Source organism: Paenibacillus sp. MT124 (genome assembly GCF_058792755.1).
This window is the reverse complement of the sequence record NZ_CM179500.1, coordinates 5,959,254-5,985,132: the sequence shown is the minus strand read 5'-3', so window position 1 is coordinate 5,985,132 and position 25,879 is coordinate 5,959,254. Positions and strand designations below refer to the sequence as shown.

Sequence of the window (25,879 nt, the reverse complement as noted above, 5' to 3'; positions counted from 1 at the left end):
TTCTTTATAAGTAGTGGTTTAACGGGAAGCAGGTGGCAGTTTGCGCTCTAATGCAAACAGATCTTCTTCCATGGAGGCCATGCGTTGATTCACGGTGGTGCGAGCATCACTGAGAGCCTGATTATATATGTAGGGAGCGAGCTTCGTCATAAACAGATCGAGCACCCCCCAAGCGGCCAGATCGCCAAGTTCTTCGCCGCGTTCCTCTTGGAAATACGACTGGATCGTGCGAATGGCTTCATCCTGCTGTTCTTTGGTCAGCTTCAGCGTGTTCAAGTGGGAATCCCTCCCTATATTTTGTTTTTACTATCATGCTACATGATTCGTGCGAACCCGTCAAAATGGTTTTTGGCCTATCTTGCATACAGGCAATCCGGACTTTGGTGCCGTTCTTTATTGAACTCGTCTCCCGTTAAAGGTATATTTAGATGAAACACTTTGTAATTTCTGAAAGCTCCAATCAATTCATGAAAGGTTTGATACCTGTGGACAATCGTACAACCCCTCCTAACTTTATCAAAAATATTATTACCGAAGATCTCCGGTCAGGAAAAGTCCAGGAAGTCATTACCCGTTTTCCTCCGGAACCGAACGGTTATCTGCATATTGGCCATGCGAAGGCCATCTGGATCAACTTCACGCTGGGCGCTGAATTCGGCGGCAAGACGAACCTGCGCTTTGACGACACGAATCCAGTGAAGGAAGATGTGGAATACGTACAATCCATTCAGGAGGATGTCAAATGGCTCGGCTTTGAGTGGAACGAGAAACGTTTTGCCTCGGACTATTTTGACGAGATGTACAACCGTGCTGTCCTGCTGATCCAAAAAGGAAAAGCCTACGTCGACGACCAAAGCGCCGATGAAATTCGGGAAATGCGCGGCACACTGACCGAACCCGGCAAGAACAGCCCGTATCGTGATCGTACCGTTGAAGAGAACCTGGATCTGTTCGCACGGATGCGCGCAGGCGAGTTCCAAAATGGAGAAAAAGTGCTGCGTGCGAAGATCGATATGGCTTCGCCTAATATCAACTTGCGTGATCCGGTCATCTACCGTATCGCTCATGCACACCACCACAACACTGGGGACAAATGGTGTATCTATCCGATGTATGCCTTCGCTCATCCGCTGGAAGATGCCATTGAAGGTGTGACACATTCCCTCTGTTCCCTGGAATTTGAGGATCAACGCCCATTCTATGATTGGGTTATCGCTGAATGTGAGATGGAGAGCCAGCCGCATCAATATGAATTCGGTCGCCTGAACCTGTCCCAGATGGTAACGAGCAAACGGAAACTGAAATTGCTTGTGGACGAAGGACATGTGGATGGATGGGATGATCCGCGCATGCCAACGATTTCGGGTCTCCGTCGCCGGGGTTACACACCGGAAGCGATTCGTGATTTTGTATTCGAGACAGGCATTTCGAAAAGTCAGGGCGTTATTGACCTGCAAACGCTGGAACATTTTGTCCGTGAAGATCTGAAGCTGAAAGCTCCGCGCACCATGGCGGTTCTGCACCCGCTGAAAGTGGTCATCACCAACTACCCTGAAGGGGAAGTGGAGTGGCTGGAAGCAGAGAACAATGTGGAAAATCCGGAGATGGGCAGTCGTAAAATTCCATTCTCCCGTGAGATTTACATTGAGCAGGATGACTTCATGGAGAATCCGCCGAACAAATACTTCCGTCTGTTCCCTGGCAATGAGGTTCGACTGAAACATGCGTACTTCATCAAATGCAACGATGTCATTAAGGATGCGGAAGGCAATGTGACGGAGATTCACTGTACGTATGATCCTGAAACGAAGAGCGGCAGCGGCTTCACAGGTCGTAAAGTCAAAGGAACCATCCACTGGGTGGAAGCAAGCCAGGCTGTACCGGCTGAATTCCGTCTGTACGAGCCTTTGATCTCAGCAGAAGCACCGGAAGCCGAGGTAGAAGCGGAAGTAGCCGGAGCAGAGATTGTGGAAGAGCAACCGGAAAAAACATTCCTGGATCAATTGAATCCGAACTCCCTTGAGATCGTTCACGGGTATGTGGAGCAAGAGATGCAGGAGGCGAAAGCACAGGATAAATTCCAGTTCTTCCGCCACGGATATTTCAGTGTGGATCCGAAGCATTCCGAGCCAGGCCGCCCTGTGTTCAACCGGGTCGTATCCCTGAAAAGCTCGTTCCAACTGCCGAAGGCATAAGGTACGTCAAATAAAAGAAGGGCGTCTCCGCAGCAATAGCTGCGTGGAGACGCCCTTTTTCCATAATCTTTTGTTTTCTTATTTTGAACTTTTAATATACACCATTAAAAATATAGGGATAACAGCGATTGAAAGATTGTTCTGTCCACGCAGTGGCCTAGTGTAGCTCCAGCGGTTCAACCTCTGTGAAACAAAACATTACCCATCCTCATCCATGCTGCCCATCTCGGTTAATACAATAGGTTGGTAGCCATTTCTGCGATTGATCAGCCACATGACGCCAAAACCTGCTGCTCCAATGAGAGAGAAGAAGACGCCAATGTTATACATGACCTCGGCACCGAAGCTCTGGAATAGCCAGCCGCCGAACAAGCCGGCAATGACACCGGATATACCGCCCCAGGCCATCGTGTACACAGCTTGGCCAGAGGAACGATATGGTCTCGGAATAAACAGCATGGTCAGCTGGGTTCCGACATAGAAGTATCCGCCAAACGTAATGGAGTGCATCAGCTGGATAAATACAATCTCCAGGGGATTAACGGCCTCGGCCATCAGCTGCCAACGAACGGCGAATAACAGGCTGACGAGCACGAGACTTGCAAGCAGCATGCTCATTTTTCGTTTCAGGAAGCGATCCAGCAGCAGGAACACACCCACTTCAAGAATGGATGAGGTGAAGATGGCCCACCCAACCATCTGTTTGTTGCCGCCCATCTCTGTAATATAGAGAGACATAAATGTACTGTTCATCGCATTCGGAACCGACACCAGTACACCAAGTCCGATAAACGTCATGAAATACGGATTGAACATCACTCTGCCGAAACGGCGGAAGGTCACTACTGGAGTGTCCGACGCGATCGGCTGCCTTGGCAGAAACATGGCAAACGCAAAGGCAATGATAATCAAGCAGGCAAACACAATCGAAACACTGCCCACACCCAATCGGTCGATAAGCGGTCCTGCTGCTGCCGCAGTCAGAGCCCAGCCGAGGGAGCCCCACAGCCGGAATGTACCGAATTTCTGGGTGGTCCCATCGATATATCCGAGAATGAGACTGTTGGTTTGGGCAAACAGCGGACTTTGAAAGAAATAAAAGAAAATCATGGCTCCATAGATCCAGGCATAGGTCGGCGCATGAAAGACCGCTTGGGCCAGCACAAAGGTGCCCCCCATCATCATCATCAGGATGATGCGAATATTGCGGGACTTGTCGCTCCAGAAGCCCCAGAACGGATTGGCAAATAAAGAGACAAAGGGGCCGATCGCCATCAGACTGCCGATTTCCAGCTTGGTCATGCCGATCTCCTGCAGATACAATTGGAGGAAGCCGGCGAAGATGGAGATGGCTCCGTATATGAAAAAGTTATATAGCTTCAGCGAAACCAAAGAGGGATTGCCTCTTCCGGGTGCATATCTGTCCAAATAGAGCCATTCCTTTCAGAATCAATATTCTACAATGTATCATTTGTTGAAAGGGGATTCAATGTATAGAATAAGTTTATTATATGAGAGCCGGAAGGGATGATAACCGTGGACATGAAGGAATGGACTGGCATTATATTGGCAGGGGGCTTATCCAGTCGGATGGGTTCCAACAAGGCACTGCTGCCTATGGATGGCTCCAATGTGCTGGAGCATGTGGCTGCGGCTCTGGCACCTGCAGTATCCCGTGTCATCGTTGCTGCCGGACCCAATGTGGATGCTTATCAAACGCTCGGTTATACGTGTGTTGAGGATGGCTATCCTGGAAAGGGGCCGCTGGCCGGGCTGCATGCCGCACTTGAAGCATCGGAGACCGAGTGGAATCTGGTCTGTGCCTGTGACCTGCCTTTGATCCAGCCCTCCTTTTTTACCACATTGCAACGGTTAGCCGCATCGGACAAGGCACATCCCGCGATGGTACCGCTCCTGGAAGGACGGATCCATCCACTGGTAGGCATGTATCATATCGATGTGCTTCCCAGCCTCGAGCAGTGCCTGATCGAAGACCGCTTGCGGGTCACTCGCTGGCTGGAGGAGATCGGGTGTAAGTATGTGGAAGCAGAGGATATGAAAAGAGCAGGAATCCAGGATGCTGCTGCACAGTTAAGCAATATGAACACGATGCAGGACTATCAGGATTTGGTGGACAAGCGTCCGCCGAGCAAGTGAGCAGTATGTATTACATCTAGACGAGAGCCCGACTTTGACCACACAAGACCTCGTGAGACATCCTCATGGCCCTGTGTGGTTATTGGTTATGATTCCAACAGCTTTCTGGCTGCTTTGGCTAACAGCTGCATTCCACGCTCCATCTCTTCTTCCGAAGCATACGCATAGGAGAGTCTAAGGTGGTCCGCATCGAGGCGGTCGTACAGAAAGCCAGGGTGAATGAGCACCCTATCCTCGAGGCAGGCATGGAACAGCTGACGGATTGAAAGGGAGCGGGCAGTGAACTTGAGCCAGATGTAAAAGCCTCCGGCTGGTTTGTTCCACTCTGCAATGCTGTTGAAGTAACGTTCCAACAGCTCCAACATGAAATCTCTCCGGCGGCGAAGCTCTGGCCGCAGACGCTCCATGTGCCGTGTGTGGTATCCCTCTGCAAACCAGAGTGTGGCCGCTTCCTGCGCCAGTGAACTGGTGCCATAGTCCGTTTGCATCTTGATGTCTGCCAGGCGGCGAATAACCGGCTCAGGTCCTACTAGCCAGCCCAGACGCAGACCAGGGCTGACAGCTTTGGACAGTGTGCCCATGTGAAGCACGCGGCCATCCGTGTCCCTCGCTTTTAACGATAGCGGCGGGGGCATATCCAGCCACAGGTCCGTATAGGCAGCATCCTCCAGAATCGATATGCCTCCGGCACGGGCTGCAGACATTAACTCGTTTCGGCGAGTATCACTCATGACGGAACCTGTTGGATTGTGAAAACTAGGTATGGTATAGAGCAGCGGCGAAGGATGTCCCTGATGATTGCCTCCCTCGATCATATCTTCCAGACGCGGTATGTGTAATCCACCTGCATCCATGGGAACACCATTCATTTTTAATCCGGCGGATTGAAAGGCATGTATGGAATAGAGGTAGGAGGGCTTCTCCAGCAGGACAGCCGACCCGCGGGGAAGCAGGCCCACCGATATCAAATGCAGCGCCTGCAGCGAGCCCGAGACAATTAGAATGGCACTGGGTGACGCCTGAATACCGCAAGTCAGCAAATAGTCAGACAAGGCCTCACGGAGCTCCAGGCTGCCTTGAGGCTGAAGGTAGTTTAACGTACGGGAGCGTTCCGATAGGGAGCGCAAGATGTCATTGAAGGCGTCCTCCGGCATTAGTTCAGGTGCAAGCTCTCCAGTACCGAGCCGAATGATGCCAGGCTGGAACTCGGCACGATTAATGAGCTGTACTTCAGGAAGGTTGGGGTAATACCAGCCCTCCTCAATGGCTTCATTCCAGTTGGGCGGTGCTGCGTGGGCAAGTGCATGCCAGCCTGAACCGGAGACGTAGGTTCCTCCGCCGCGTCTGCCTTCAATCATGCCGGCAGCGATCAGGTTGTCCAGCGCAGCGACCAGTGTACTGCGGTTGACGCCCATGGACTGAGCCAATACTCGCTGGGAAGGCAGGCGGTAGCCCGCGGTCCACTCTCCGGTCGTTATTTTTTCACGGATATATATTTCTATTTGACGGAACAGAGACAGGGGGATAGCAGGATCAGGTTTCCAGTCAATCTCTTGTCTTGGATAGGAATGCTTCATGCCGAGCTTGCCTCCAGTGGGATAAGATGATTCAGGCATTTATTTGTATACCGAATTTGTACACCAAAATGGTATACCGACAACTATATCATTTTGGTTGGTCTCCATGCCATCCAATTGGTTGGTCACACGGAAAGTCATCCCCTCTAATATAGAGACATATACAAGGGGGATGGAGAATGAGTGTAATTATTCACGCCGTGGTACTGGCGTTTGGCCTGATCCTGCCACTTGGCGTGCAGAATGTGTTTATTTTTAACCAGGGGATGAGCCAGCGAAGTTTAGTGCGTGCACTTCCGGCAGTAGTGACTGCTGGTATTAGCGATACATTATTAATTGGAGCTGCGGTCGGAGGGGTGTCCCTCATTTTGCTGCAGTGGCCGCTGCTCTCCGGTGTGTTGTATGCAGGCGGCAGTGCATTTCTGCTGTATATGGCATGGAGCATATGGAAGTCATCCGGAACCGTGAGTGGGTCAGCATCCGTGCTCACTGCAGGACGTCAGATTGCCTTCGCCGCTTCCGTATCCCTGCTTAATCCGCATGCACTGCTGGATACGGTAGCTGTCATTGGCACCAGCTCACTTGAGTATGAAGGGACGGACCGGATTGCTTTTGCCATCACGGCAGCGGCGGTTTCGTGGTTATGGTTCCTTGGACTCGCAAGTGCTGGAAGGTGGATGGGAAGAACAGATACCACTGGACGGATCAGTCGGGTCTTCAACTGGTTATCGGCAGTGGTGATGATCGTGATGGCGGCCATGATGCTGTGGAAACTAATTCGTATGTAATGTTCCGGGAATTTTTGCTCAGAAATCAGAAAAACCCCGCAAGATAGCGTGCGGGGTTCTTGGTGTTACAGGTTGAGCTGCAGCCAGTCGTAACATTGGTCATGCTGCTGTGTATCGTTATTCTGTCTTCAGAATCATGGATTGAATAAAGGAATTCAGTTCCTCACTCACATTGTTTAACTGGTCAATAACCTCGCTAAATTCCGTGACGAGTTCAGCCTGCTGCGTACTGGACTGGGAAATGGATGCAATCTCCTGCTCCATCTGACGGATGGAATGCTGCACGTCATGAAGGGACCGTTCGATATTCACGGTAGCTTCCTTCGTTCCGGTGGACAGCTTGCGCACTTCGGAGGCCACTACACCGAATCCTGCGCCCGCTTCACCCGCTCGTGCCGCTTCAATAGCCGCGTTGAGGCCGAGTAAATTGGTTTGTTCAGAGACTTCCCGGATAAACGAGGCCACTTTATTAACTTCCGCTGCATTTTGAACGGCGACCTTGGTATTGTCCAGAATCTGTGAAGAGGAGGCAGTCAGCTCTTCGGATTGGGCGGCTACAGTTTGGACCATGTCCGTCAGCCTGCCGCTAATGCTGCTGATTAATTCGGTGAAATGTCCAAGCTGCTCTTCGTTTTTGAGGGAGAAACCAATGGCCAGGGTACCCACAATGTTTCCCGCTTCATCGCGCAGAGGCGTAGCTGTGGAATTAAGGGCTGTTCCGTAATGCTGTGCTTCAATATGATTGGCAGAAGTCTCACCGTTGATCAGGGCACGGCGTAATGTCGGATCCTCTAGTGAAATGGGGTCACCTGCCTTAATGCCAAGGTCAAGATCTTCACTTGGTGCATAATACCAGAATTTCTCGGTGTCGGTTACAGCAATCATCAGATTTTGTCCCTTAAGCATGATTTTGAAATATGGACTTGCTGCGACCATGGCTTCAACAATGTTCATCCAGTCAGCTCCTAAGTGCGGTATATTTGTTTGATTTTTCTTTGACTATACATCGTCCAGATCACAGAGATTATGAAGACCTGGAGGGAAAAATATATTCAATTCTTCTTATTGTAACAATTTCAGTAGCAGAAAGGAAAAAGGAAGTTCTATTTTATAGTGATCCTCTTAGGATTTTATGAAAAAAGCCGCAAAGGATATCTCCTTCGCAGCTTCAAAACAAGCAAATGATGTTACCACAACTTTTGTTAAGTTCACTTACCATCCATATTTCCATTATCCGTTCGTACCCATTAAGCGGTTCATAAGAAGACCTACCCGCCGATCTGGGACATGCGCCGTACGGTTGGGGTATGGCTTTGCATTTTTTGCTCGAGCGCCAGCGCCATTTCATGGTTCTTCGGCTTCGTGCCAAGTGCCTTGAGGAAGAGGGCAGCCATCGCATCCGGATCATCAACATAGCGGCGAACATTGTACTCATCCGACCAGTACAGGCAGGCCTTGATATGTCCGTCTGCCGTCAGGCGCAGCCGGTTGCAATTATCACAGAAGTGATCGCTAACCGGGTGGATCAGGCCGAAGGTTCCCTGTGAACCAGCAATCTTCATGTTGCGGGAAGGACCATTGCCTGCCGGTCCGGATGTGCTCTCTACGGTCCAGCCGGCTTCCGCACACACATCGGTGACGGTTTCCAGCGGGAGATACGATTTGCGCCATGAATCTGAAGCATGTCCGATGGGCATGTATTCGATAAAACGCACATGCAGCGGTTGATCGATCGTCATCGCAATGAAATCCTTGATTTCATCATCATTGATGCCCTTCATCAGGACCACATTCAGCTTGATTGGCGCAAGTCCGGCAGCCGTTGCAGCTTCAATCCCCTTGAGCACTTTGTTGACGTCTCCTCCGCGGGTAATCATGGAGAATCTGTCCGCATGAAGGGAATCGAGACTGATGTTAATCCGGTTTAATCCAGCGTCTTTCAGTGCCTGGGCCTGTTTATCCAGCAGGAGCGCATTGGTTGTCAGCGCAATATCCTCAATCCCGTCGATGGCCGAGATCATGCCAACAAGCTTATGCAGATCCTTGCGTACAAGTGGTTCACCGCCAGTCAGGCGAACTTTGCGCATGCCCATCGGGGCGAGCACTTTGAGCACCTGGGTGATTTCCTCGTAGCTCATAATTTCATCATGCGGGGCGAACTCCATGCCTTCAGCTGGCATGCAGTACACACAACGCAAATTACAGCGGTCCGTAACGGAAATACGGATGTAGTCATGGATCCTGCCAAACGAATCCTGGAGCATTTCCATGCTGACCACCCTTTCATTGATTCAGATTGGAAAGCTTCTATAAAATGAACGATACGACAACGTCGAAATTCAAAAGAACAGTTGCATCAAATTTTAGCTATTTCTCCAATCCACGTCAACGATAACGTCAGGTGGCAGCAATTTTTTGGGGATGAGTTAGCTGGAATTGACCCACGATTTGCTGCAGAAATACGGTGATGGCTTCCACATTATGCGAAGACTGTTGAACATGCATCATGTCACTGAGCAGTGCCATCATCTCGGTCTCCACCTCTGCGGACGTGGAGCGGTTTTGTTGACTGATGGCAGCGATATTTTCCATAAGTCTAACGACCTGATCCACGACCTGTGTCCTTTGCGAATCTTCGGCTGACGCACTTTGCAGCAGTTGTGCAGCTGCTTGAACCAGTGTGCTGCCTTCAGCAAGCACCTGATCTCCCTCATGAATGGAGCGGGCAGCGGTATCCGCTGCGGTAGTGATATTGTTCAGAATCTGATGGATGTCCTCGGTAGAGGAACGGGACAGCTCAGCCAGCTTGCGAATCTCCCCGGCAACGACAGCGAAACCGCGGCCATGTTCTCCGACACGTGCTGCTTCAATGGATGCATTCAGCGCAAGCAGATTCGTTTGAGCGGATATCTCATCGATGGCTGCCAGTGCACGGTAAATGTCCTGCATGGTCTCCATAAAGGAAAGAATTGTGCGGTTGGTATCCTTGACGGTCCCCGAGATCTGCGTCATTTTGCCGCCAATGCGCTCCACTTCCTGACGGGCGACATCAATCTGTTCTGTGGCCGAGGCCTCCAGCTGCTGCAGGGTAAGACGCATATGATCGGCAGCGAGCTTGGCTTGATCGAGATCCTCCAGCTGTTCACGTATGCCGTGGATCATGGACCCAATCTTATGATTTACACGTTCGGTCGTAACTTGGGTCGTTTCGGTGGACGTGCGCATCTGATACTGGTTGTTCATTACATCCACGGTGGCAACCTGAACCTTGAGCATGATGCCTTCGAGCGAGTCAATCATGTTATTGATCCATTTTGCGAGTTCACCGGATTCATCCTGTGCAAAAGCGGATGTATCGAGCCGCTGGGTCAGATCGCCCTGACCCTCCGCGTTGATCCGAATAAACCGGCTGATGCGCCGCAAGTCCTCGTGCACACGTTGATTGTGTCTCCGTTGCAGCTGATCTGCTGTGACCAAACCCAGAATGATATTAAATGCCGCGAGAGCTGCTGCACTCCATGCACTACCTGATAAGGCAAATACGAGGGCAGCTCCCCCAATGCCTGATAAACCGATAAACAGGCTGTGCAGCTTGAACTGACGCCAGCCGATACTGCGTACCCGGTATACTTCCTCCAGATCACCTTCGCACATCATGCCCCATCGATCGGGACAGTGGGGAAGCTGGAAGGTGATGCCTTTGCCAATAACAGAAATGTGACGGTAATCGGAATAGCCCGGATAGGCCGCAAACAGATTCGACCCGTTACGAATGGTATTCGCAACCCCAGGATGCAGCTCTCCAGTGGAAGGGTCGGTGAACATCAACTCCAGCTCGGTATGCTCTTTGACGGATACCACCCCCCAGTCGGTTGTGACACCATCCTTGAGATTTTCGCCATGCGTAAACGTACGATCTTCGAAGCGGCTGCGAGACAGAGCTGTTCCTGGCCGCAGATGCGGGCGCAGTTTCGACTCGGCCATGAAGAGATAATTGTCTCCCGAATCGGGATAGACATGTCCGGACTCCCGCTGGATCAAGTCCCCGAGCACATCATTGGGGATTCGGCAGCACAGTGAACCGATGTAGCGTCCTTCCTGCAGCACGGGTTCAATGAACATGAGCGTGACATCATCGTGAAAAGAGGAGGAGCGGGGCCCGATCTCCATGGTCACTGGATCTGAATAGGGTCCATAGAGACATCTTTTCCCGGCCGCATCTGCTCTGGCATATTTCAAGCCTGGTCCAATGGAAGCTTCGTTACCTTCATAGAACTGTCCAATATGTTTTTTATATGTAGAAAATACAACCTGATTCTGTTCGTCCAACATAAAAATCTCTGTGCTATCTGCTGCCCGGATGTAAGCTGCTTTGAAGCATGCATCCCATTTGCTGCTATTTGGTACGATGTGTGCTGTGTCTAGAAGTCCTGCTGACTGGACCTGGTGCACGAGTTGATCCATATGACGCCACTGTTCATCTGCCCAATCCAGTAGAAGCTGCCGCCTGGTTTCGGCAATTCCCTCGAAAATCTGCTCCACATCATTCTTGATATGTGCGTTCAACCGATACGACCGCCATAACGGCCACCCTTTTCTCCAGCCAAGCCAATCAAACATACAGACCACCCCGATCTTTGAAGTTGAAAGCTTAATTGCACAGCCCTTTCCTGATAAAACGATATGGATTCTTTCATTTCCAAAAGAAGTGTATTCCTATCTTTTCCATATAAAACGTTATACAAGAAAAGCAACAAGAATACGAGTGTATATGTCATATTTTCCGAATATTTATTCAATAAATACAAAGAAACATGCGCTTTTTAAGAAGGACAGGCATGCGAAGGGCCTATATTATAGGACTTATTGTACTGGAATACGTACCCAGTTCTATACACATGCTCGAATAAGACATCCATAAAGAACATTGAAAAACAGGCTATATATGCATATCGAATAACGTGGTGTCAGATAAACCATCCATGGGCTGACATCGTTCCGAATGAGAATTTGTCTCATTTTACACTGTGTAACATGAACAGGCCCATACTCAAAACAGTCTGTATAATGTAATCTCCGCCCAATGATTTATAGTATTACCTAACCAGAAAAACCTGTTACGTTCGTGAACGCAAACCTTCCATTCGGCCTTGGTGTGAAATGAAACCTAACTTCCCCCGCGAAAAGGAGAATGCCCATGTCATCCATGAACGTCCCCGAAAATCGCCACATTGAAATTGATCATGTATCCGTCGTTTTTGGTACTGGAACCAAACAGGTCACCGCACTGTCTGATGTGACGTTCCATATCCAGTCCAATGAATTCGTCTCGCTGCTTGGTCCCTCAGGCTGCGGCAAATCGACATTGCTCAGGATCATCGCCGATCTGCTGCAGCCGACTTCAGGCAGCGTCCGCATTGCAGGTTCGGAACCTGAAAAGGCGCGCCTGCAGCGCCAATTCGGTATCGTATTCCAGACGCCAGCCCTGTTCGATTGGCGCACGGTACGTCACAATGTAGAGCTGCCGCTGGAGATCCTGGGCACAAGCAAAAAAGAATGCCGCCGCATCAGTAGTGAGCTGCTTGAGATGGTCGGGCTCACCCGATTTGCGGACCACTATCCTTGGCAGCTCAGTGGAGGCATGCAGCAGCGGGTATCCATTGCCCGTGCGCTCTCGCTGGATCCGCCGCTGCTGCTGATGGATGAGCCGTTCTCCGCGCTGGATGAATTCACGAAAGAGAAGCTTCAACTGGAGCTGCTTGAGATCAAGCGGTCCACGGGCAAAACCTTCCTCTTTGTCACGCACAGTATCCCCGAAGCCGTATTTCTGTCAGATCGCATTATTGTCCTCTCGGCACATCCCGGGCAAGTACATTCCATTCACTCTGTGGCGCTGCCTTCGAATCGAACCAATGAACTGAGAGAGACCGAAGATTTCTACCACATGCTGACCACCATTCGCAATTGTTTTCATGAGGAGCGTGATCCGGCCCATGTCCCTGCGCTCACTTAAGCTGGATTACCGATCCTGGATCGTGATCTGGATTATATCCTTATTGCTGCTGTGGGAGGGTATAGCTTGGATTCTCCACATGTGGATGTCACCGCAGCAGGCTGCATCACGTCTGCCTTACCTTCATGACGTTCTTGCTGCACTGATTCGCTACTCGGGCACTCTCGCTGAGCAGGGGGCAGTGACGTTCAGCAATGCAGCGATTGGATTCGCAGGAGGAGCAATGCTGGGGCTGATGCTGGCGCTTCTCATGAGTGCGGCCGTCTGGCTGGAACGGACATTATCTCCCTATGTTGTCTCCTCGCAGATGATCCCAATTATCGGTCTCGCACCGATCGTGTACGGCATTATTCATCATGCCGGGTGGGCCAGGATCGTCATGGCGGCTTATGTTACATTCTTCCCCATTGTCATTCACACGTTAAAAGGGTTAAAGAGCGCCGCACCGGAGCATCTGGAGCTGATGCGTTCCTGCGGAGCCTCGCTGCCGGCCAGATATATCAAATGCCTGCTGCCTTCATCCCTACCAGGACTGTTCTCCGGCATGAAAATTGCTGCCCCGCTAGCCGTCACTTCTTCCATCGTCGTCGAACTTATGGGTGCACCCGATGGACTCGGTGTCTTGATGGTCAGTTCCTTGTATTATGGCAGTGCTCAAGTCGGCATGTTCTGGGCTACGATCATGCTAAGCATTGGCATTGGCCTAATCTCGTATCTGGTCATCAGCCTGGCCGAACGGTGGTTAACGCCTTGGCAGCCCGAATTCAGAGCGAAGGGAGGGAACGCGGTATGAGCGAAGGGGTAATGGTAAACCGCAGCCGGGAGGAGAATGGAACAGCTGCGGTGTCCGGCTCTGCGTCTCTGCCCGGTTCAGCTATGGCTGCTTCCGTCCCCGAATCGGAAATTCAGGGGCAGCAGGGACAAGCAGAACAGGAACGGCCAGTCGGTACTGCGTGGAATAAACGGGTCGTTCTGCATTTGCTCCCCTGGCTGGCCGGCCTATGTTTTCTCGCGATGTGGCAGTTCCGGTTGTTTCATCAATTATTTTCCCTGGAAAGTTATCAGCTTCCTGTGCCTTCAGCCATTGCAGCTTCCATCCGGGATAATGCGGAAATGCTCTTCCGATATGCCCTATATAGTGGAACGGAAATGCTGGGAGGTTTCCTGCTGGGTTCCCTGATGGGGGCGGTCGCAGCCGCAGGAGCCTCGTTCTTCCCGATCAGCGGCAAGGCAGGGATCGCGGTGATGTCGGCTCTTAACGCAGTGCCGATTGTTGCACTGGCGCCCATCATGAACAACTGGTTTGGGGACGGCATCTGGTCACGGATTGCCGTAGTGGCCGTCATTACGATGGCAGCCATGGCAGTCAGTCTGTTCAAAGGGCTCACTTCCATACAGCCGCAGTACGGTGAACTGCTGGACGGACTCGCTGCAAGCCGTATGCAGGTGTTCCTGAAGTTACGTTTGCCACACGCCATGCCGTCCCTCTTTGCCGGACTGAAGATCAACATGTCCACCAGTATTATCGGTGCCATTGTCGGCGAATTTTTTATCGCTTCCCAAGGTCTTGGATATTTGCTGTCGGATCAGATTCGGCTCGCCAACATGCCGCTTGCCTGGTCTTGTATCGTCATTGCTGCCGCTCTCGGCATCGTGCTCTATGAGGCCGTTGTACTGGCGGAGAAGCGGCTCATTCCATGGAACCGTGTGCGCACTAACGCATAACCCTCACCATCGTGCGGGAACACCACAGATCCGCTGCAGTACCTGATTGAATTCTTATATAAACAGGGGGTTGTTTGTATATGTACAAAACGTTGAAATCGGGTTTGATGGTCGTTGTGCTGATGCTCGCGGTTGCCTTGCTGGCCGCATGTTCCGCGAAGACGGAGCCGTCTGCCGAACCTGCTGCTGCAAGTTCAGGAGGAGACGCAGAGCAGTCCTTAACGAAAGTGAAAATTCAGCTTAAATGGGTTCCGCAGGCCCAGTTCGCCGGAATTTACGCCGCGAAGGAACAAGGTTTTTTTGAGGATGAAGGCATTGATGCAGAGATTATTCCGGGTGGCCCGGATATCGTCATTGAACAGCAGGTGGTGAACGGCGCAGCCGATGTCGGCATCACGGGGGTAGACAGTCTGCTGGTGAGCCGCGACAATGGTCTGCCGCTGGTCTCCCTTGCCCAGATTTCACAGAAGAGCAGCTATCGCCTGATCGCCAAGAAGTCAGCAGGAATTACTGATCCGGCCCAGATGAAAGGTAAAAAGGTAAGCACATGGTTCGGCAGCCAGCAGTTCCAGGTCCTCGCTTTTATGGAGAAGAACGGACTTGATCCGAAGAAGGATATTGAGCTGGTGAAGCAGGGGTTTACGATGGATCAGTTTTTCAATGACCAGGTGGATGTCGCGACAGCCACCATATATAACGAATATCACGTCGTGCTGGAGAGCGGCGTACAGGAGTCCGATCTGGATGTGTTCAACATTGAGGATGCTGGCGTAGGCATGCTGGAAGATACCTTGATTGCGAAGAAGGACTGGGTCGACGGCAACCGCGATCTTGCCGTTAAAGTCACACGTGCCATTCTGAAGGGCTGGAACTATGCCATCGATAACCAGGATGAAACCGTGGATATCGTCATGAGCAACGTGACCGATGGCAGTACAACCCGTGAACATCAGGTTACGATGCTGGAGGAGATTGCGAAGCTGATTCGTCCGGAAGGCTTTACGGAGCAGCAGGTGGGCAGTTTTGTGGATGAATCGTTTGCCCGTACAGCAGATATTGCACTGAATTATGGATTGATCAAGAAGGCAGCCAATCTGGATGAAGCGCTGGAGAAGAGCATTTACGAAGAAGCGGTGAAATAAGGCAGTCGAAGGAGGATGGCGAATGAGCTCCGTGGATCAGCAACCTCAGCCGCTTGGCGGTATCAAGGAAGAATGGCTGGAGAAGGACCGCAAATATGTGTGGCATCACATCTCGCCTCATAATGATCATCCAATGATTGCGGTCAGCGGGGAAGGCAGCTGGATTACGGATCAGGATGGAACGCGTTATCTGGATGCCATGTCCGGGTTATGGTGCGTGAATGTGGGGCATGGACGGGAGGAGATTGCGAAGAGCGCATATGAGCAGATGAAATCACTCGCTTATGTACCGATGACCCAGAGCCACGAGCCGGCGATTTTGCTGGCAGAGAAGCTGAATGAATGGCTGGAGGGAGACTATCGAATCTTTTTCTCCAATTCGGGATCGGATGCCAATGAGGTGGCGTTCAAAATAGCCCGTCAGTTTCATCACCAGAATGGTGAGCCAACCAGACACAAGTTCATCTCCCGTCACCGGGCTTATCATGGCAACTCGATGGGTGCACTCGGTGCGACCGGGCAAGCTGCCCGCAAGATCAAGTACGAGCCGCTGGGCGTGGGCTTCTCCCATGTCCCACCCCCGTATTGCTACCGCTGTCCCTTTGGACGGAACAAGGAGGGGTGTGGACTCGAATGTGCAACCATCTATGAAGAGGTCATCCGCTGGGAAGGCCCCGAGACCGTGGCTGCGGTGATCATGGAACCGGTGATTACGGGGGGCGGCATGATTGTCCCGCCTCCGGACTACATGCGTACAGTGAAGGAGATCTGTGAGCGTTATGGTGTACTGCTGATCGTGGATGAAGTGATCTGCGGGTTCGGTCGTTCGGGACAGAAGTTCGGACACCAGAATTACGGCGTGCAGCCGGATATAGTCACCATGGCCAAGGGGATGACCAGCGCGTACTCTCCATTATCGGCTACAGCCGTGCGAGCGGATCTGTATGATACGTTCCGGGAACCCGGACCGGATGCTCACTTTCGCCATGTGAACACCTTCGGCGGCAATCCGGTCTCCTGCCGGGTAGCACTGGCCAATATCGAAATCCTGGAGCGTGAAAATCTGGTGGAGCGTGCGGATGAACTGGGGCGAGTCCTTCGTGAGAAGCTGGAGCCGCTGCAGGAGCTGCCTGGGGTCGGAGATGTTCGAATGTTTGGCTTCGCCTGCGGCATCGAGCTTATCGAAGCGGACGGCTCCCCGGCTGATGCAGGGAAGGTGGCGCACGTGCTGGCCAGTTGTAAGAAGGACGGCATTCTTATCGGTAAAAACGGGGACACGGTACCCGGTTTCGCCAACATTTTGACGATATCACCACCCTTTGTCACCACGAAGGATGAGCTGGAGCTGATTGCGGAAAGTTTGCTTAAGGCACTGCGGAGTGTGGAGGCAGGATAGTGGATGGATAGATAATTCCAGGAATGACTCTCGTATGACTCGTTTGAAAAATAAATCATGTGGAGGCGAGGGAAGATGCAGACCACAACCGGAATAGGCATTAACCATCTTCGGTTGGAAGAACGAATTGAACAATTGTCCCGTATTGGACGAATCGGAGAGACGGGCGTTTGCCGGCTTGCCCTCACCCCTGAAGATATGGAAGGCATTATCCAGGTGCGTCTCTGGATGGAAGAAGCCGGATTGTTGACCCGTCTGGATCCATTCGGGAATCTGATTGGCCGCCTGGAAGGTGCTGATCCTGCGCAGCCCATTTTGATGATCGGCTCGCATATTGATTCACAGCCTTATGGCGGTCGATATGATGGTGCGATTGGTGTCCTTGGTGCACTGGAAGCTGTGCAGTGCCTGATGGAGAGTGGCCTTCAGCCTCCGATGCCGATTGAGGTCGTAGCCTTTTGCGATGAAGAGGGTTCCCGATTCAACAAAGGCTTGTTCGGCTCCCGGGGAATAACCGGGCAGTTGGAAGAGGGAGAACTGGAGCGACAGGACAGGAACGGGGTGACTCGCCGGGAGGCGCTGGAAGCCTTTGGATGCTCGGTAGAGAAATTCACTGAAGGATTCTATGCACCTGGCTCCATCGGCAGCTATCTGGAGCTGCACATCGAACAGGGCCCTGTGCTGGAATCGCTGGATGCCCCGGTGGGACTGGTCACGGGAATCTCCGGTCCGTTATGGCTCACGGTTACGATCAAGGGCATGGCAGGGCATGCCGGTTCGGTACCGATGGCCATGCGTCATGATGCGCTCGTAGGCAGTGCCAGAGTCATTGCAGCGTTTGACGACATGGTTAGAGCAGATCCGGCTGCCCCCACGGTTGGTACGGTGGGCAGTCTGAGGGTGTTCCCCGACTCGCGCAACATCATCCCTGAAGAAGTCAGCTTCACCTTGGACTTGCGCGATATGGAGATGGAACGCCGCAACCAGCTTGAAGCCCGGCTGATGAATGTGCTTGCTGAAGTATGCAGTCAGCATGGGCTTACCTATTCTGTGGCTGAAGATACCAATAGTGAACCGCGCTACTGTGCGGAACGAATCAAGGCAGCCATTCGCTCGTCTGCAGAGGAGATGGGCTTGTCCTTGCCGGAGCTTATGAGTGGTCCGTTCCATGATGCGCTGGCGCTATCTTATGTGTGTGACTATGGCATGATTTTTGTCCGCAGCAAGGATGGGATCAGCCATCATCCGAGTGAGTATTCCTCCCCGGAGGACATTGCGCTGGGAACGGAGGTATTGTACCGCACGATTCGGAAGATATGTAGTCTGCTGCCTGCTGACATTGAATCGGAGGGCTGATTCACCTTTTCTGATATGAAAAAGGAACCGATAAACGATCGGATTTATCTCTAATACATCCTAATCTGGGTAGAAGGAGGCGTTACTTGCGTATGGGGAAAATCAATATAGGCCTGATTCAGGCTTCGCATGAAGTGGAAGGATCGGCACCGGTTGAAGAGCACAAGGAGGCTGCCATCCAGAAGCATATCACCCTGGTCCGTGAGGCTGCAGCACGAGGAGCACAGATTATCGGACTGCAGGAGGTCTTCTATGGACCCTACTTTTGCACCGAACAAAATCCCAAATGGTATGCATCTGCCGAACGGGTGCCGGAGGGACCGACAACCAGGCGTTTTCAGGCGCTTGCGAAGGAACTGGGCGTGGTGATCATTTTGCCTGTGTACGAGGTGGAAGGCATTGCTTCGTATTACAATACGGCTGCCGTGATTGATGCTGATGGCTCCTATCTGGGCAAATACCGCAAGCATCATATCCCGCATGTGGAAGCAGGCGAGGGCACGAACGGCTTCTGGGAAAAATATTATTTCAGGCCCGGGAATCTCGGATACCCGGTATTTGATACAGCTTACGCCAGAGTAGGCGTGTACATCTGCTACGATCGACACTTTCCGGAAGGAGCCCGTCTGCTCGGACTCGCTGGAGCGGAGATTGTGTTCAATCCGTCAGCCACGGTGGCGGGTACATCGGAATATCTGTGGAAATTGGAACAGCCTGCCCACGCCGTTGCCAACGGCTATTACGTAGCTGCCATTAACCGGGTAGGCGTGGAGGCGCCTTGGAATATGGGTGAATTTTATGGTCAGTCGTATCTGGTGGACCCGCGCGGACGAATGGTTGCCATGGGCAGCAGGGATCAGGATGAGATTGTCATCGGCGAGATGGATACCGAGATCATCCATGAAGTGCGCAATGTGTGGCAATTCTACCGGGATCGGCGCCCTGAGACGTATGAGCATCTGGTTAACCTGTAACTGGCATTTGAAAGGTTGTATTCAAAAAAGGACCCGGACCCTAATTCAATCCCTAGGAGGTGCATGTTCATGATAAACAGCACGGGAGCAGCGTTATCCGATTATGGATGGGAGAGCCGTTTTGCCGAGATGAAACCCGCCATGACAGGCAAGGAAGCGATGGAGGAATCCAACCGCTGTCTGTACTGTTACGATGCACCTTGCATCAAGGCGTGCCCAACGGACATCAATATCCCTTCGTTTATCCGGAAAATCTCGACAGGTCATCTGAAAGGCTCGGCCCGAACCATTATGGATGCCAATCCGGTAGGAGCCAGCTGTGCAAGAGTCTGTCCAACCGAGGAATTGTGCGAAGGCGCCTGTGTACTGAACGAATCGTCCAAGCCCATTCGCATCGGTGATCTGCAGCGATATGCCACGGACTGGGCACGGCAGGCCAATGAACCTTTGTTTCAGGCAGCCCCCTCCAATGGCCGTTCCATCGCTGTTGTTGGCGCCGGGCCTGCCGGTTTGTCCGCAGCCAGAGAGCTTGGCCGTGCAGGGTATGAGGTGACGATCTATGAAGCGAAGCCCAAGGGTGGTGGATTAAATACGTACGGGATCGTCTCCTTTCGTTTACCGCAGGAAGTGTCCCTGTGGGAAGTAGAGCAGGTTGAAGCGCTGGGTGTACACATCCGGTACGGCGTACGTATAGGCGTGGATCTGTCTCCTGCACAACTGTTGGAACAGCATGAAGCTGTCATTCTGGCTTGTGGTATGGGTTCCGTTCCGATGCTTGGGATCGAAGGAGAGACCTTGGAAGGGGTGTACGATGCCATTGAACTGGTGGAATCCACGAAGCAGGGCGTACCGCCTGCGCTGAATGGTCTGAGAGTAGCCGTCATAGGTGCGGGCAACACGGCAGTGGATGCAGCCACCTGCTCGGTACGTCTGGGAGCAGAACGTGTACAGATGCTCTATCGGCGCGGAGAGGGTCAGATGACAGCCTATGCGTTTGAATATGCATTTGCGAAACAGGAAGGGGTAGAGTTCAGGTGGTTTACGATGCCGCAGCGCATTATTGGCGATGAGAATGGGCGAGTCCGGGCTGTGGAGTGTGTGAAAATGGAGCTGGTCACGCCGCCAGGAGGCGGGCGTGCATTACCCGTACCCCAAGAAGGAACGGAGTTCATGATTGAATGTGACACCGTCGTCCGGGCGATCGGACAGAACCGGCTGCTGCCTCTCATTGAAGCCTTCGGTCTGCGTCATCACTGGGGCGTTGTTGAGGTGGAGCAGCAGACCTACCGAACGTCTCATCCGCAGATCTATGCGGCAGGGGATGTGATTTTCGGCCAGGGGCAAGGCGAGGCCATGGTTGTCTCGGCTGCCCAGCAGGGGAAGCTGGCTGCAGCTGCCCTGATGAAGGCATTGCCTGGACAGGTGGAGGAAACGGCTTGAGGTGAGCTTGTGCTTCGTATGCTGTTCAGACCATGAAGCCATCGAGTGCAAAGCAAGACCATATATGCAAACAACACCAAGGAGGGATCGTTATGGCTGACTTATCGATAAATCTGGCAGGTATTCGATCACCCAACCCATTTTGGCTGGCATCTGCTCCGCCGACGAATACGGGATATCAGGTGCAGCGCGCCTTCGAGGCAGGCTGGGGAGGCGCGGTGTGGAAGACGCTGGGTGAACCGATCATTAACACGTCATCCCGTTTTGCTGCTGTACATTTCGGCGGACAGCGGGTAGCAGGCTTCAACAATATTGAGCTGATTTCCGATCGTCCACTGGAGGTCAATCTGCGGGAGATTGCCGAAACCAAGAAGCGCTTCCCGGATCGCGCGGTCATTGCCTCACTGATGGTGGAGCCGAAGCGGGAGAAGTGGCATGAGATTGTCAAAAAGGTAGAAGCAGTCGGAGTGGATGGTCTGGAGTTAAACTTCGGCTGTCCCCATGGGATGGCCGAACGCGGCATGGGGGCGGCTTCCGGTCAGCAGCCGGATCTGGTTGAGCTGCAGACGATGTGGGTGAAGGAAGTCGCGACGACCCCCGTGATCGTGAAGCTGACACCGAATATTACGGATATTACGGCAACGGCCCGGGCCGCAGTGCGCGGCGGTGCGGATGCCATTTCTCTTATCAACACCATTAACTCTCTGGCAGGGGTGGATCTGGATTCGTGGAATACCGTGCCCCATGTAGGTGGCAAAGGGGCCCATGGCGGCTATTGCGGACCAGCCGTGAAGCCGATTGCCCTCAACATGGTGGCCGAATGTGCCCGCCATCCGGAAGTGGGCGTGCCCATCTCGGGCATTGGCGGCATATCCGATTGGCGGGATACGGCGGAGTTTCTGCTCATGGGAGCGACAGGAGTCCAAGTGTGCACGGCAGCGATGCATCATGGTTTTCGCATCGTGGAGGAGATGATCGACGGGCTGAATGATTATTTGGATGAGAAGGGCCTGAGCAGTGTGGCGGAACTTGTGGGCCAGACGGTCCCCCGATACTCGGACTGGGGTAATCTGGATCTCAACTACAAAGTGGTCGCCCGCATCAACCGTGATGTCTGTATTAACTGCAACAAGTGCCATATCGCTTGTGAGGATACATCGCACCAGTGTATTGATATGCTGACCGATCCTTCCGGCGCCTATCTGGAAGTGGTTGAGGAAGATTGTGTGGGATGCAACCTATGCTCGATTGTATGTCCGGTGGACGGGGCTATTGAAATGGTCGAGGTAGCACCGGAACAGACCCCATTAACCTGGAATGAACGTCAATCTGCGATTGCTGTGCTGCAATCGATTAGAGATCAATCAACCAAGGAGGCGATATCATGAGTGGGCGCAAACTGATTCAACATGGCGTATTGGTCACGGCAGCGGACACATTTGAAGCAGATATACTCATCGAGAACGGGAAAATCACGCAGATTGGCATGGGCATGGTGGCGGATGACCGAACGGAGATCGTGGATGCCTCCGGCTGTTATGTCATTCCCGGCGGTATTGATCCGCATACCCATCTGGATATGCCTTTTGGCGGGACAGTGACCGCGGATGATTTTGCAACGGGAACCGCAGCTGCAGCGTTTGGCGGAACAACGACAATCCTTGATTTCTGTCTGACCCAGAAAGGCAAACCGCTCACCGAATCCCTGAAGGAATGGCATGCGAAGGCCAAGGGGAAGGCTGCCATCGACTATGGGTTTCATCTGATGATCGGAGAGATGAATGACCAGGTATTGGAGGAACTGCCGCAGGTCATTGAGGAAGAAGGGGTGTCTTCCTTCAAAGTGTTCATGGCCTATAAAAACCAGTTCCAGGCAGATGATGGCATCCTCTATCAGACGCTGCAAAAGGCCAAGGAGTACGGTGCACTGGTCATGGTGCATGCGGAGAACGGCGATGTCATCGATCTGCTTGTGCGGCAGGCGCTCGCTGAAGGGCGGACCGAGCCGATCCATCATGCCCTTACCCGGCCTTCCATCTTGGAAGGAGAGGCGACAGGACGCGCTGCACGTCTGGCTGCCCTTGCGGATTCGCAGCTGTATGTTGTGCATGTGACGTGTGCCGAAGCTGTGGAGCAGATTGCACGCATGCGCGACATGGGCTACCGGATTTGGGGCGAGACATGTCCGCAGTATCTGACGCTGGATCAGTCCATCATGGATCAGCCTGATTTTGAAGGGGCGAAGTATGTCTGGTCCCCGCCACTGCGGGAAGCCTCCCATCAGGAGGTGTTGTGGAATGCACTGAAGAGCGGCCAGTTGCAGACGATTGGGTCCGATCACTGCTCCTTTAATTTCAAGGGGCAGAAGGATCTGGGAAAGAATGACTTTAGCAAAATACCTAATGGTGGGCCTGTCATTGAGGACCGGCTTAGCATTTTATATTCGGAGGGAGTTGCCAAGGGACGCATTTCATTGAATCAATGGGTAGATCTGTGTTCTACCCGGGCGAGCAAGCTGTTTGGGATGTTTCCGCAGAAAGGAACGCTTGCAGTTGGTACCGATGCGGATATCGTTATTTTCGATCCTTCCATTTCCAGGGAGATATCGGCGAGTACACATCATATGAATGTGGATTATAGCGCCTTCGAAGGCATGCAGGTTCAGGGATGTCCCGTTACCGTGCTGTGCCGGGGGGATTATGTCATTAAGGATCGTCAGTTTGCAGGTGCGGCAGGATCGGGCCAGTATGTGAAGCGTGCCAAATACGATGCAGGTGCCCCGATGCCTGGGCGGCAGGCGGTTGCGACAGTGACGGGAGGTTGAGGCGAATGCTGGAGAATGAAGCATTTGAAGCGGAGAAAGTGGCAATCGAACGAATGGTTACGCTGGGATATCGAATCTATTCGGTTCAAGAGCATCTGGAGGGTGCCAGTGTCGTATGGGAACATCCCGATCATCCTGGCGAAATGAAAGAGCAGCATGTGGGTACAGCGTCCGGACGAAAGTGGTTCGTCCACTTTCTGATCCGGCAGCTTCAGGAACAGCGGGGGGCATAGTCCTCTTGCCATCTATGCAATTGGGCCATGAACGTATTCATAAGCGTAGATGGCGAGTTCGATGGCGACGCGTTTCTCGGGGAGGATATAGTCTTCTCCGAGTAAAGCTTCGATTTTGTCCAGCCGGTGATAGAGGGTCTGTCTGACAATGAATAGGGCAGTAGCGGTCTCCTGTTTGGAGCAGCACAGAACAAAATATTGCTTGAGTGTGCGCAGCAGCTGGCCGCCCTTCTCTGCATCATGCCGGATGACTGGGCCGAGGTATTCCTCAATAAAATCCTCCAGATTACCGCTCTGCTTCATCCCGGCAATGATACGGTAACCATGGAGATTGCTGTAAAACGGCTGCTGCATGGGTCCGGTATCCTTTTGAATGCGCAGCGTTTCCTTGGCCGTATCCAGGCTGTCCTTGAGTCGTGACAAATCGGCACAGCTGTGACCAATACCCAGCAGACCGGAGAACAGACGGTGGGTCTGGTCCGTTTCGTGGTGCTGGAGCTGCTCTATGCAGCGCCAGAGATGGCTTTTGCGCTGAGGACCTGGCTGAGGATCGAGGATGATCAGGATGATCTGATGATTCAATACCGTGCTGAACAGGGAGAACCCTTCCCTGGAGAATACTGAGCGGGCGACGATATTGCGCTGTATAAGCAGCTTCTGCAGCTTGAGGCTGTCGGTATAATTCGGATTACTGTCAAACAAAACGACGGTGCCTTTGCTTGCAGCAAGCAGGGGGCTGGCGGACAGGTACTCTTGAATTTCCTTGGCCGTGTGATGTCCGTTCAGCCAGTCGATGACCCACATGTCTTCCTTGTAACGACGTTTCTCCTCCATGTATTTGGTTCGCATCCAGTCCTGTGCAATAGCGGCTGCACAGCGCTCCAGTGCCTGAACGACAAATTCATCAGTAGGTTTGTGACGCAGTGACTCAGGCTCCTGTTCGGGAAGTTTCTCCAAAAAGAGTACCAGGTCCGCGAAGGTGTAATCGAGCGCCTGAACAGGCAGGGTATAGGCATCCATAGGTTGCTCCAAACGATGGGAATGGCTTGATTGTCCTGACTCAGGTGAATGGTTGCGCTGGGTTAACCAAGCCATTCTCCGGTTCTCCAATTGCTCTGGCGGACAATAAGGAACAGCACTGGCTTCCCCCTCGAGTGGGTATAATGCAACCGGGCAGCCGGTTGTGCGTGATAACAAGCGAAGCAGCGGCTGTACGCCGTCTCCGTTTAGCAGGAGCTGGTTGAACGAGGTAGTCAGATTGTCGAGTTCGGCGAGCATCCGCTGATGACTGCGAATCAGGGCGAAGTGCAGGTCCTGTGTAATATCAATATAGCGGACTTGTTCATGGAACCAGATCAGTGGAAAGTCATCTGCTGCTGCGATTTCTTTCATCGCTCCAAGTTGGGACTTGGTGTGAATCCCCAGTTCGATACAGAGTCCAGCCGCACCACGGGCAATTAACTGCCGCAGGAAAGACAAACCTTGCTGCTCATCAGCCTGCCAGCCGATGCCGGTAGTCAGTACCAGTTCTCCTCCGTTTAACAGATCGCCCACATCCGGTACCTCCATAATATGGACCCAACGGACATACCTCTCCAGTGCCCGTTCACTGGCCAATACCTCTGCCTTGCGAAATACAGGCCGTTTCAACATGTCTCTCATCTGAAGTTGGAGCGTCGTTTCCCCCATACAACCACCGTCCTTCCCCAATTGCATGCCGATTGCAATCCTGCCTCATGATGCAGGTTTCTGAAGAGCGTCTGTTATGTTGTGATGTACGAGCTGGATGACCTGTCTAAAATCCGTTAACTTACATAATTAAGCTATATTATAAGTCTGTTTACCGATGATGGGCTGAAATCTAACGCTGATTTGTTTTATATCACAAAGTAGTCTCCTTTTTTTGTAATCTGGAATAATCCAGGTTCAGATTGGTGTCGTTTTACCTGACATTCAGGGATGGAGCCCCATAATGGTCAAACAAAAAGACCTCCTGATCTCATTGAAATGGACAGCATTCCAATGGAGAACCAGGAGGTTTATTATATTTCCGTATTGC

General features: G+C 52.3%; 21 protein-coding genes. 14 read left to right on the top strand and 7 right to left on the bottom strand.

Annotated elements, in window-relative coordinates; all coding sequences use genetic code 11:
• Window positions 1-18 precede the first annotated feature (18 nt).
• Entirely contained in the window at window positions 19-276 is a 258-nt protein-coding gene (locus AC3RCI_RS27110; protein ID WP_154894790.1) for a DUF2164 family protein, read from the bottom strand.
• A gap of 191 nt (window positions 277-467) precedes the next feature.
• Here AC3RCI_RS27110 and AC3RCI_RS27105 point away from each other — a divergent pair, with 191 nt between their 5' ends.
• A complete protein-coding gene (locus tag AC3RCI_RS27105; protein WP_492530023.1) occupies window positions 468-2,195 on the top strand; it encodes a glutamine--tRNA ligase/YqeY domain fusion protein in 1,728 nt (575 codons plus the stop codon).
• Window positions 2,196-2,393: 198 nt separating this feature from the next.
• Here the strand turns inward: AC3RCI_RS27105 and AC3RCI_RS27100 are convergent, their stop codons facing one another.
• Complete coding sequence (locus AC3RCI_RS27100) at window positions 2,394-3,623, bottom strand: MFS transporter (protein WP_251643721.1); 1,230 nt, start codon at window positions 3,621-3,623, stop codon at window positions 2,394-2,396.
• Window positions 3,624-3,737: 114 nt separating this feature from the next.
• Between AC3RCI_RS27100 and mobA the strand changes: the two genes are divergently transcribed.
• Complete coding sequence (mobA, locus tag AC3RCI_RS27095; protein ID WP_492527037.1) at window positions 3,738-4,352, top strand: molybdenum cofactor guanylyltransferase; 615 nt, start codon at window positions 3,738-3,740, stop codon at window positions 4,350-4,352.
• A gap of 86 nt (window positions 4,353-4,438) precedes the next feature.
• On the opposite strand, the gene AC3RCI_RS27090 is transcribed toward mobA, so the two are convergent.
• The gene (locus AC3RCI_RS27090) at window positions 4,439-5,929 is read right to left on the bottom strand and encodes an aminotransferase-like domain-containing protein (protein ID WP_492527036.1); all 1,491 of its coding nucleotides are present in this window, start codon (window positions 5,927-5,929) and stop codon (window positions 4,439-4,441) included.
• A gap of 179 nt (window positions 5,930-6,108) precedes the next feature.
• On the opposite strand from AC3RCI_RS27090, the gene AC3RCI_RS27085 reads away from it, so the two are divergent.
• On the top strand, window positions 6,109-6,717 hold the full coding sequence (locus AC3RCI_RS27085) for a LysE/ArgO family amino acid transporter (RefSeq protein ID WP_492527035.1): 609 nt from the start codon (window positions 6,109-6,111) through the stop codon (window positions 6,715-6,717).
• Window positions 6,718-6,834: 117 nt separating this feature from the next.
• On the opposite strand, the gene AC3RCI_RS27080 is transcribed toward AC3RCI_RS27085, so the two are convergent.
• The 3 genes from AC3RCI_RS27080 to AC3RCI_RS27070 all read right to left on the bottom strand — a co-directional run bounded on the left by AC3RCI_RS27080 (window position 6,835) and on the right by AC3RCI_RS27070 (window position 11,337).
• Window positions 6,835-7,671, bottom strand: coding sequence for a methyl-accepting chemotaxis protein (locus tag AC3RCI_RS27080; protein ID WP_336782200.1), 837 nt, complete (start codon window positions 7,669-7,671; stop codon window positions 6,835-6,837).
• Between the two features lie 314 nt (window positions 7,672-7,985).
• Window positions 7,986-8,987, bottom strand: a complete 1,002-nt coding sequence (gene moaA, locus AC3RCI_RS27075; protein WP_095291142.1) for a GTP 3',8-cyclase MoaA — start codon at window positions 8,985-8,987, stop codon at window positions 7,986-7,988.
• Window positions 8,988-9,114: 127 nt separating this feature from the next.
• A complete protein-coding gene (locus tag AC3RCI_RS27070) occupies window positions 9,115-11,337 on the bottom strand; it encodes a methyl-accepting chemotaxis protein (protein WP_492527034.1) in 2,223 nt (740 codons plus the stop codon).
• Window positions 11,338-11,914: 577 nt separating this feature from the next.
• Here AC3RCI_RS27070 and AC3RCI_RS27065 point away from each other — a divergent pair.
• From AC3RCI_RS27065 to AC3RCI_RS27015, 11 genes are all read left to right on the top strand, one after another.
• Window positions 11,915-12,730, top strand: coding sequence for an ABC transporter ATP-binding protein (locus AC3RCI_RS27065; protein ID WP_492527033.1), 816 nt, complete (start codon window positions 11,915-11,917; stop codon window positions 12,728-12,730).
• Window positions 12,711-13,523, top strand: coding sequence for an ABC transporter permease (locus AC3RCI_RS27060; protein ID WP_492527032.1), 813 nt, complete (start codon window positions 12,711-12,713; stop codon window positions 13,521-13,523). The genes AC3RCI_RS27065 and AC3RCI_RS27060 overlap by 20 nt, the downstream gene beginning before the upstream one ends.
• Window positions 13,520-14,455 (top strand): ABC transporter permease, encoded by a 936-nt coding sequence (locus tag AC3RCI_RS27055; RefSeq protein ID WP_492527031.1) that lies wholly within the window; start codon window positions 13,520-13,522, stop codon window positions 14,453-14,455. The genes AC3RCI_RS27060 and AC3RCI_RS27055 overlap by 4 nt, the downstream gene beginning before the upstream one ends.
• Before the next feature lie 80 nt (window positions 14,456-14,535).
• Window positions 14,536-15,597: an ABC transporter substrate-binding protein gene (locus AC3RCI_RS27050; protein ID WP_336782196.1), complete on the top strand. Its 1,062-nt coding sequence runs from the start codon at window positions 14,536-14,538 to the stop codon at window positions 15,595-15,597.
• Window positions 15,598-15,619: 22 nt separating this feature from the next.
• Window positions 15,620-16,993 carry an aspartate aminotransferase family protein gene (locus tag AC3RCI_RS27045; protein WP_492527030.1) on the top strand — a complete coding sequence of 458 codons (1,374 nt, stop codon included), beginning with the start codon at window positions 15,620-15,622 and terminating at the stop codon, window positions 16,991-16,993.
• A gap of 75 nt (window positions 16,994-17,068) precedes the next feature.
• Window positions 17,069-18,349 carry a M20 family metallo-hydrolase gene (locus tag AC3RCI_RS27040; RefSeq protein ID WP_492527029.1) on the top strand — a complete coding sequence of 427 codons (1,281 nt, stop codon included), beginning with the start codon at window positions 17,069-17,071 and terminating at the stop codon, window positions 18,347-18,349.
• Window positions 18,350-18,441: 92 nt separating this feature from the next.
• Window positions 18,442-19,323: a nitrilase-related carbon-nitrogen hydrolase gene (locus AC3RCI_RS27035; protein WP_492527028.1), complete on the top strand. Its 882-nt coding sequence runs from the start codon at window positions 18,442-18,444 to the stop codon at window positions 19,321-19,323.
• 69 nt (window positions 19,324-19,392) lie between these two features.
• A complete protein-coding gene (locus tag AC3RCI_RS27030) occupies window positions 19,393-20,763 on the top strand; it encodes an NAD(P)-dependent oxidoreductase (protein WP_127537275.1) in 1,371 nt (456 codons plus the stop codon).
• Window positions 20,764-20,855: 92 nt separating this feature from the next.
• Window positions 20,856-22,151: an NAD-dependent dihydropyrimidine dehydrogenase subunit PreA gene (gene preA, locus AC3RCI_RS27025; RefSeq protein ID WP_492527027.1), complete on the top strand. Its 1,296-nt coding sequence runs from the start codon at window positions 20,856-20,858 to the stop codon at window positions 22,149-22,151.
• A complete protein-coding gene (gene hydA / locus AC3RCI_RS27020) occupies window positions 22,148-23,587 on the top strand; it encodes a dihydropyrimidinase (protein ID WP_492527026.1) in 1,440 nt (479 codons plus the stop codon). The genes preA and hydA overlap by 4 nt, the downstream gene beginning before the upstream one ends.
• Window positions 23,588-23,592: 5 nt before the next feature.
• Complete coding sequence (locus AC3RCI_RS27015) at window positions 23,593-23,820, top strand: hypothetical protein (protein WP_336782189.1); 228 nt, start codon at window positions 23,593-23,595, stop codon at window positions 23,818-23,820.
• Window positions 23,821-23,832: 12 nt separating this feature from the next.
• Here the strand turns inward: AC3RCI_RS27015 and AC3RCI_RS27010 are convergent, their stop codons facing one another.
• On the bottom strand, window positions 23,833-25,509 hold the full coding sequence (locus tag AC3RCI_RS27010) for a PucR family transcriptional regulator (RefSeq protein WP_492527025.1): 1,677 nt from the start codon (window positions 25,507-25,509) through the stop codon (window positions 23,833-23,835).
• Window positions 25,510-25,879: the final 370 nt, after the last annotated feature.

What these genes read in the sequence shown, in the direction of transcription:
- AC3RCI_RS27105 (WP_492530023.1), top strand. Translation starts at nt 468, where the DNA reads ATGAAAGGTTTGATACCTGTGGACAATCGTACAACCCCTCCTAACTTT.
- mobA (WP_492527037.1), top strand. Translation starts at nt 3,738, where the DNA reads ATGAAGGAATGGACTGGCATTATATTGGCAGGGGGCTTATCCAGTCGG.
- AC3RCI_RS27090 (WP_492527036.1), bottom strand. Translation starts at nt 5,929, where the DNA reads ATGAAGCATTCCTATCCAAGACAAGAGATTGACTGGAAACCTGATCCT.
- AC3RCI_RS27085 (WP_492527035.1), top strand. Translation starts at nt 6,109, where the DNA reads ATGAGTGTAATTATTCACGCCGTGGTACTGGCGTTTGGCCTGATCCTG.
- AC3RCI_RS27080 (WP_336782200.1), bottom strand. Translation starts at nt 7,671, where the DNA reads ATGAACATTGTTGAAGCCATGGTCGCAGCAAGTCCATATTTCAAAATC.
- moaA (WP_095291142.1), bottom strand. Translation starts at nt 8,987, where the DNA reads ATGGAAATGCTCCAGGATTCGTTTGGCAGGATCCATGACTACATCCGT.
- AC3RCI_RS27070 (WP_492527034.1), bottom strand. Translation starts at nt 11,337, where the DNA reads ATGTTTGATTGGCTTGGCTGGAGAAAAGGGTGGCCGTTATGGCGGTCG.
- AC3RCI_RS27065 (WP_492527033.1), top strand. Translation starts at nt 11,915, where the DNA reads ATGTCATCCATGAACGTCCCCGAAAATCGCCACATTGAAATTGATCAT.
- AC3RCI_RS27060 (WP_492527032.1), top strand. Translation starts at nt 12,711, where the DNA reads ATGTCCCTGCGCTCACTTAAGCTGGATTACCGATCCTGGATCGTGATC.
- AC3RCI_RS27055 (WP_492527031.1), top strand. Translation starts at nt 13,520, where the DNA reads ATGAGCGAAGGGGTAATGGTAAACCGCAGCCGGGAGGAGAATGGAACA.
- AC3RCI_RS27050 (WP_336782196.1), top strand. Translation starts at nt 14,536, where the DNA reads ATGTACAAAACGTTGAAATCGGGTTTGATGGTCGTTGTGCTGATGCTC.
- AC3RCI_RS27045 (WP_492527030.1), top strand. Translation starts at nt 15,620, where the DNA reads ATGAGCTCCGTGGATCAGCAACCTCAGCCGCTTGGCGGTATCAAGGAA.
- AC3RCI_RS27040 (WP_492527029.1), top strand. Translation starts at nt 17,069, where the DNA reads ATGCAGACCACAACCGGAATAGGCATTAACCATCTTCGGTTGGAAGAA.
- AC3RCI_RS27035 (WP_492527028.1), top strand. Translation starts at nt 18,442, where the DNA reads ATGGGGAAAATCAATATAGGCCTGATTCAGGCTTCGCATGAAGTGGAA.
- AC3RCI_RS27030 (WP_127537275.1), top strand. Translation starts at nt 19,393, where the DNA reads ATGATAAACAGCACGGGAGCAGCGTTATCCGATTATGGATGGGAGAGC.
- preA (WP_492527027.1), top strand. Translation starts at nt 20,856, where the DNA reads ATGGCTGACTTATCGATAAATCTGGCAGGTATTCGATCACCCAACCCA.
- hydA (WP_492527026.1), top strand. Translation starts at nt 22,148, where the DNA reads ATGAGTGGGCGCAAACTGATTCAACATGGCGTATTGGTCACGGCAGCG.
- AC3RCI_RS27015 (WP_336782189.1), top strand. Translation starts at nt 23,593, where the DNA reads ATGCTGGAGAATGAAGCATTTGAAGCGGAGAAAGTGGCAATCGAACGA.
- AC3RCI_RS27010 (WP_492527025.1), bottom strand. Translation starts at nt 25,509, where the DNA reads ATGGGGGAAACGACGCTCCAACTTCAGATGAGAGACATGTTGAAACGG.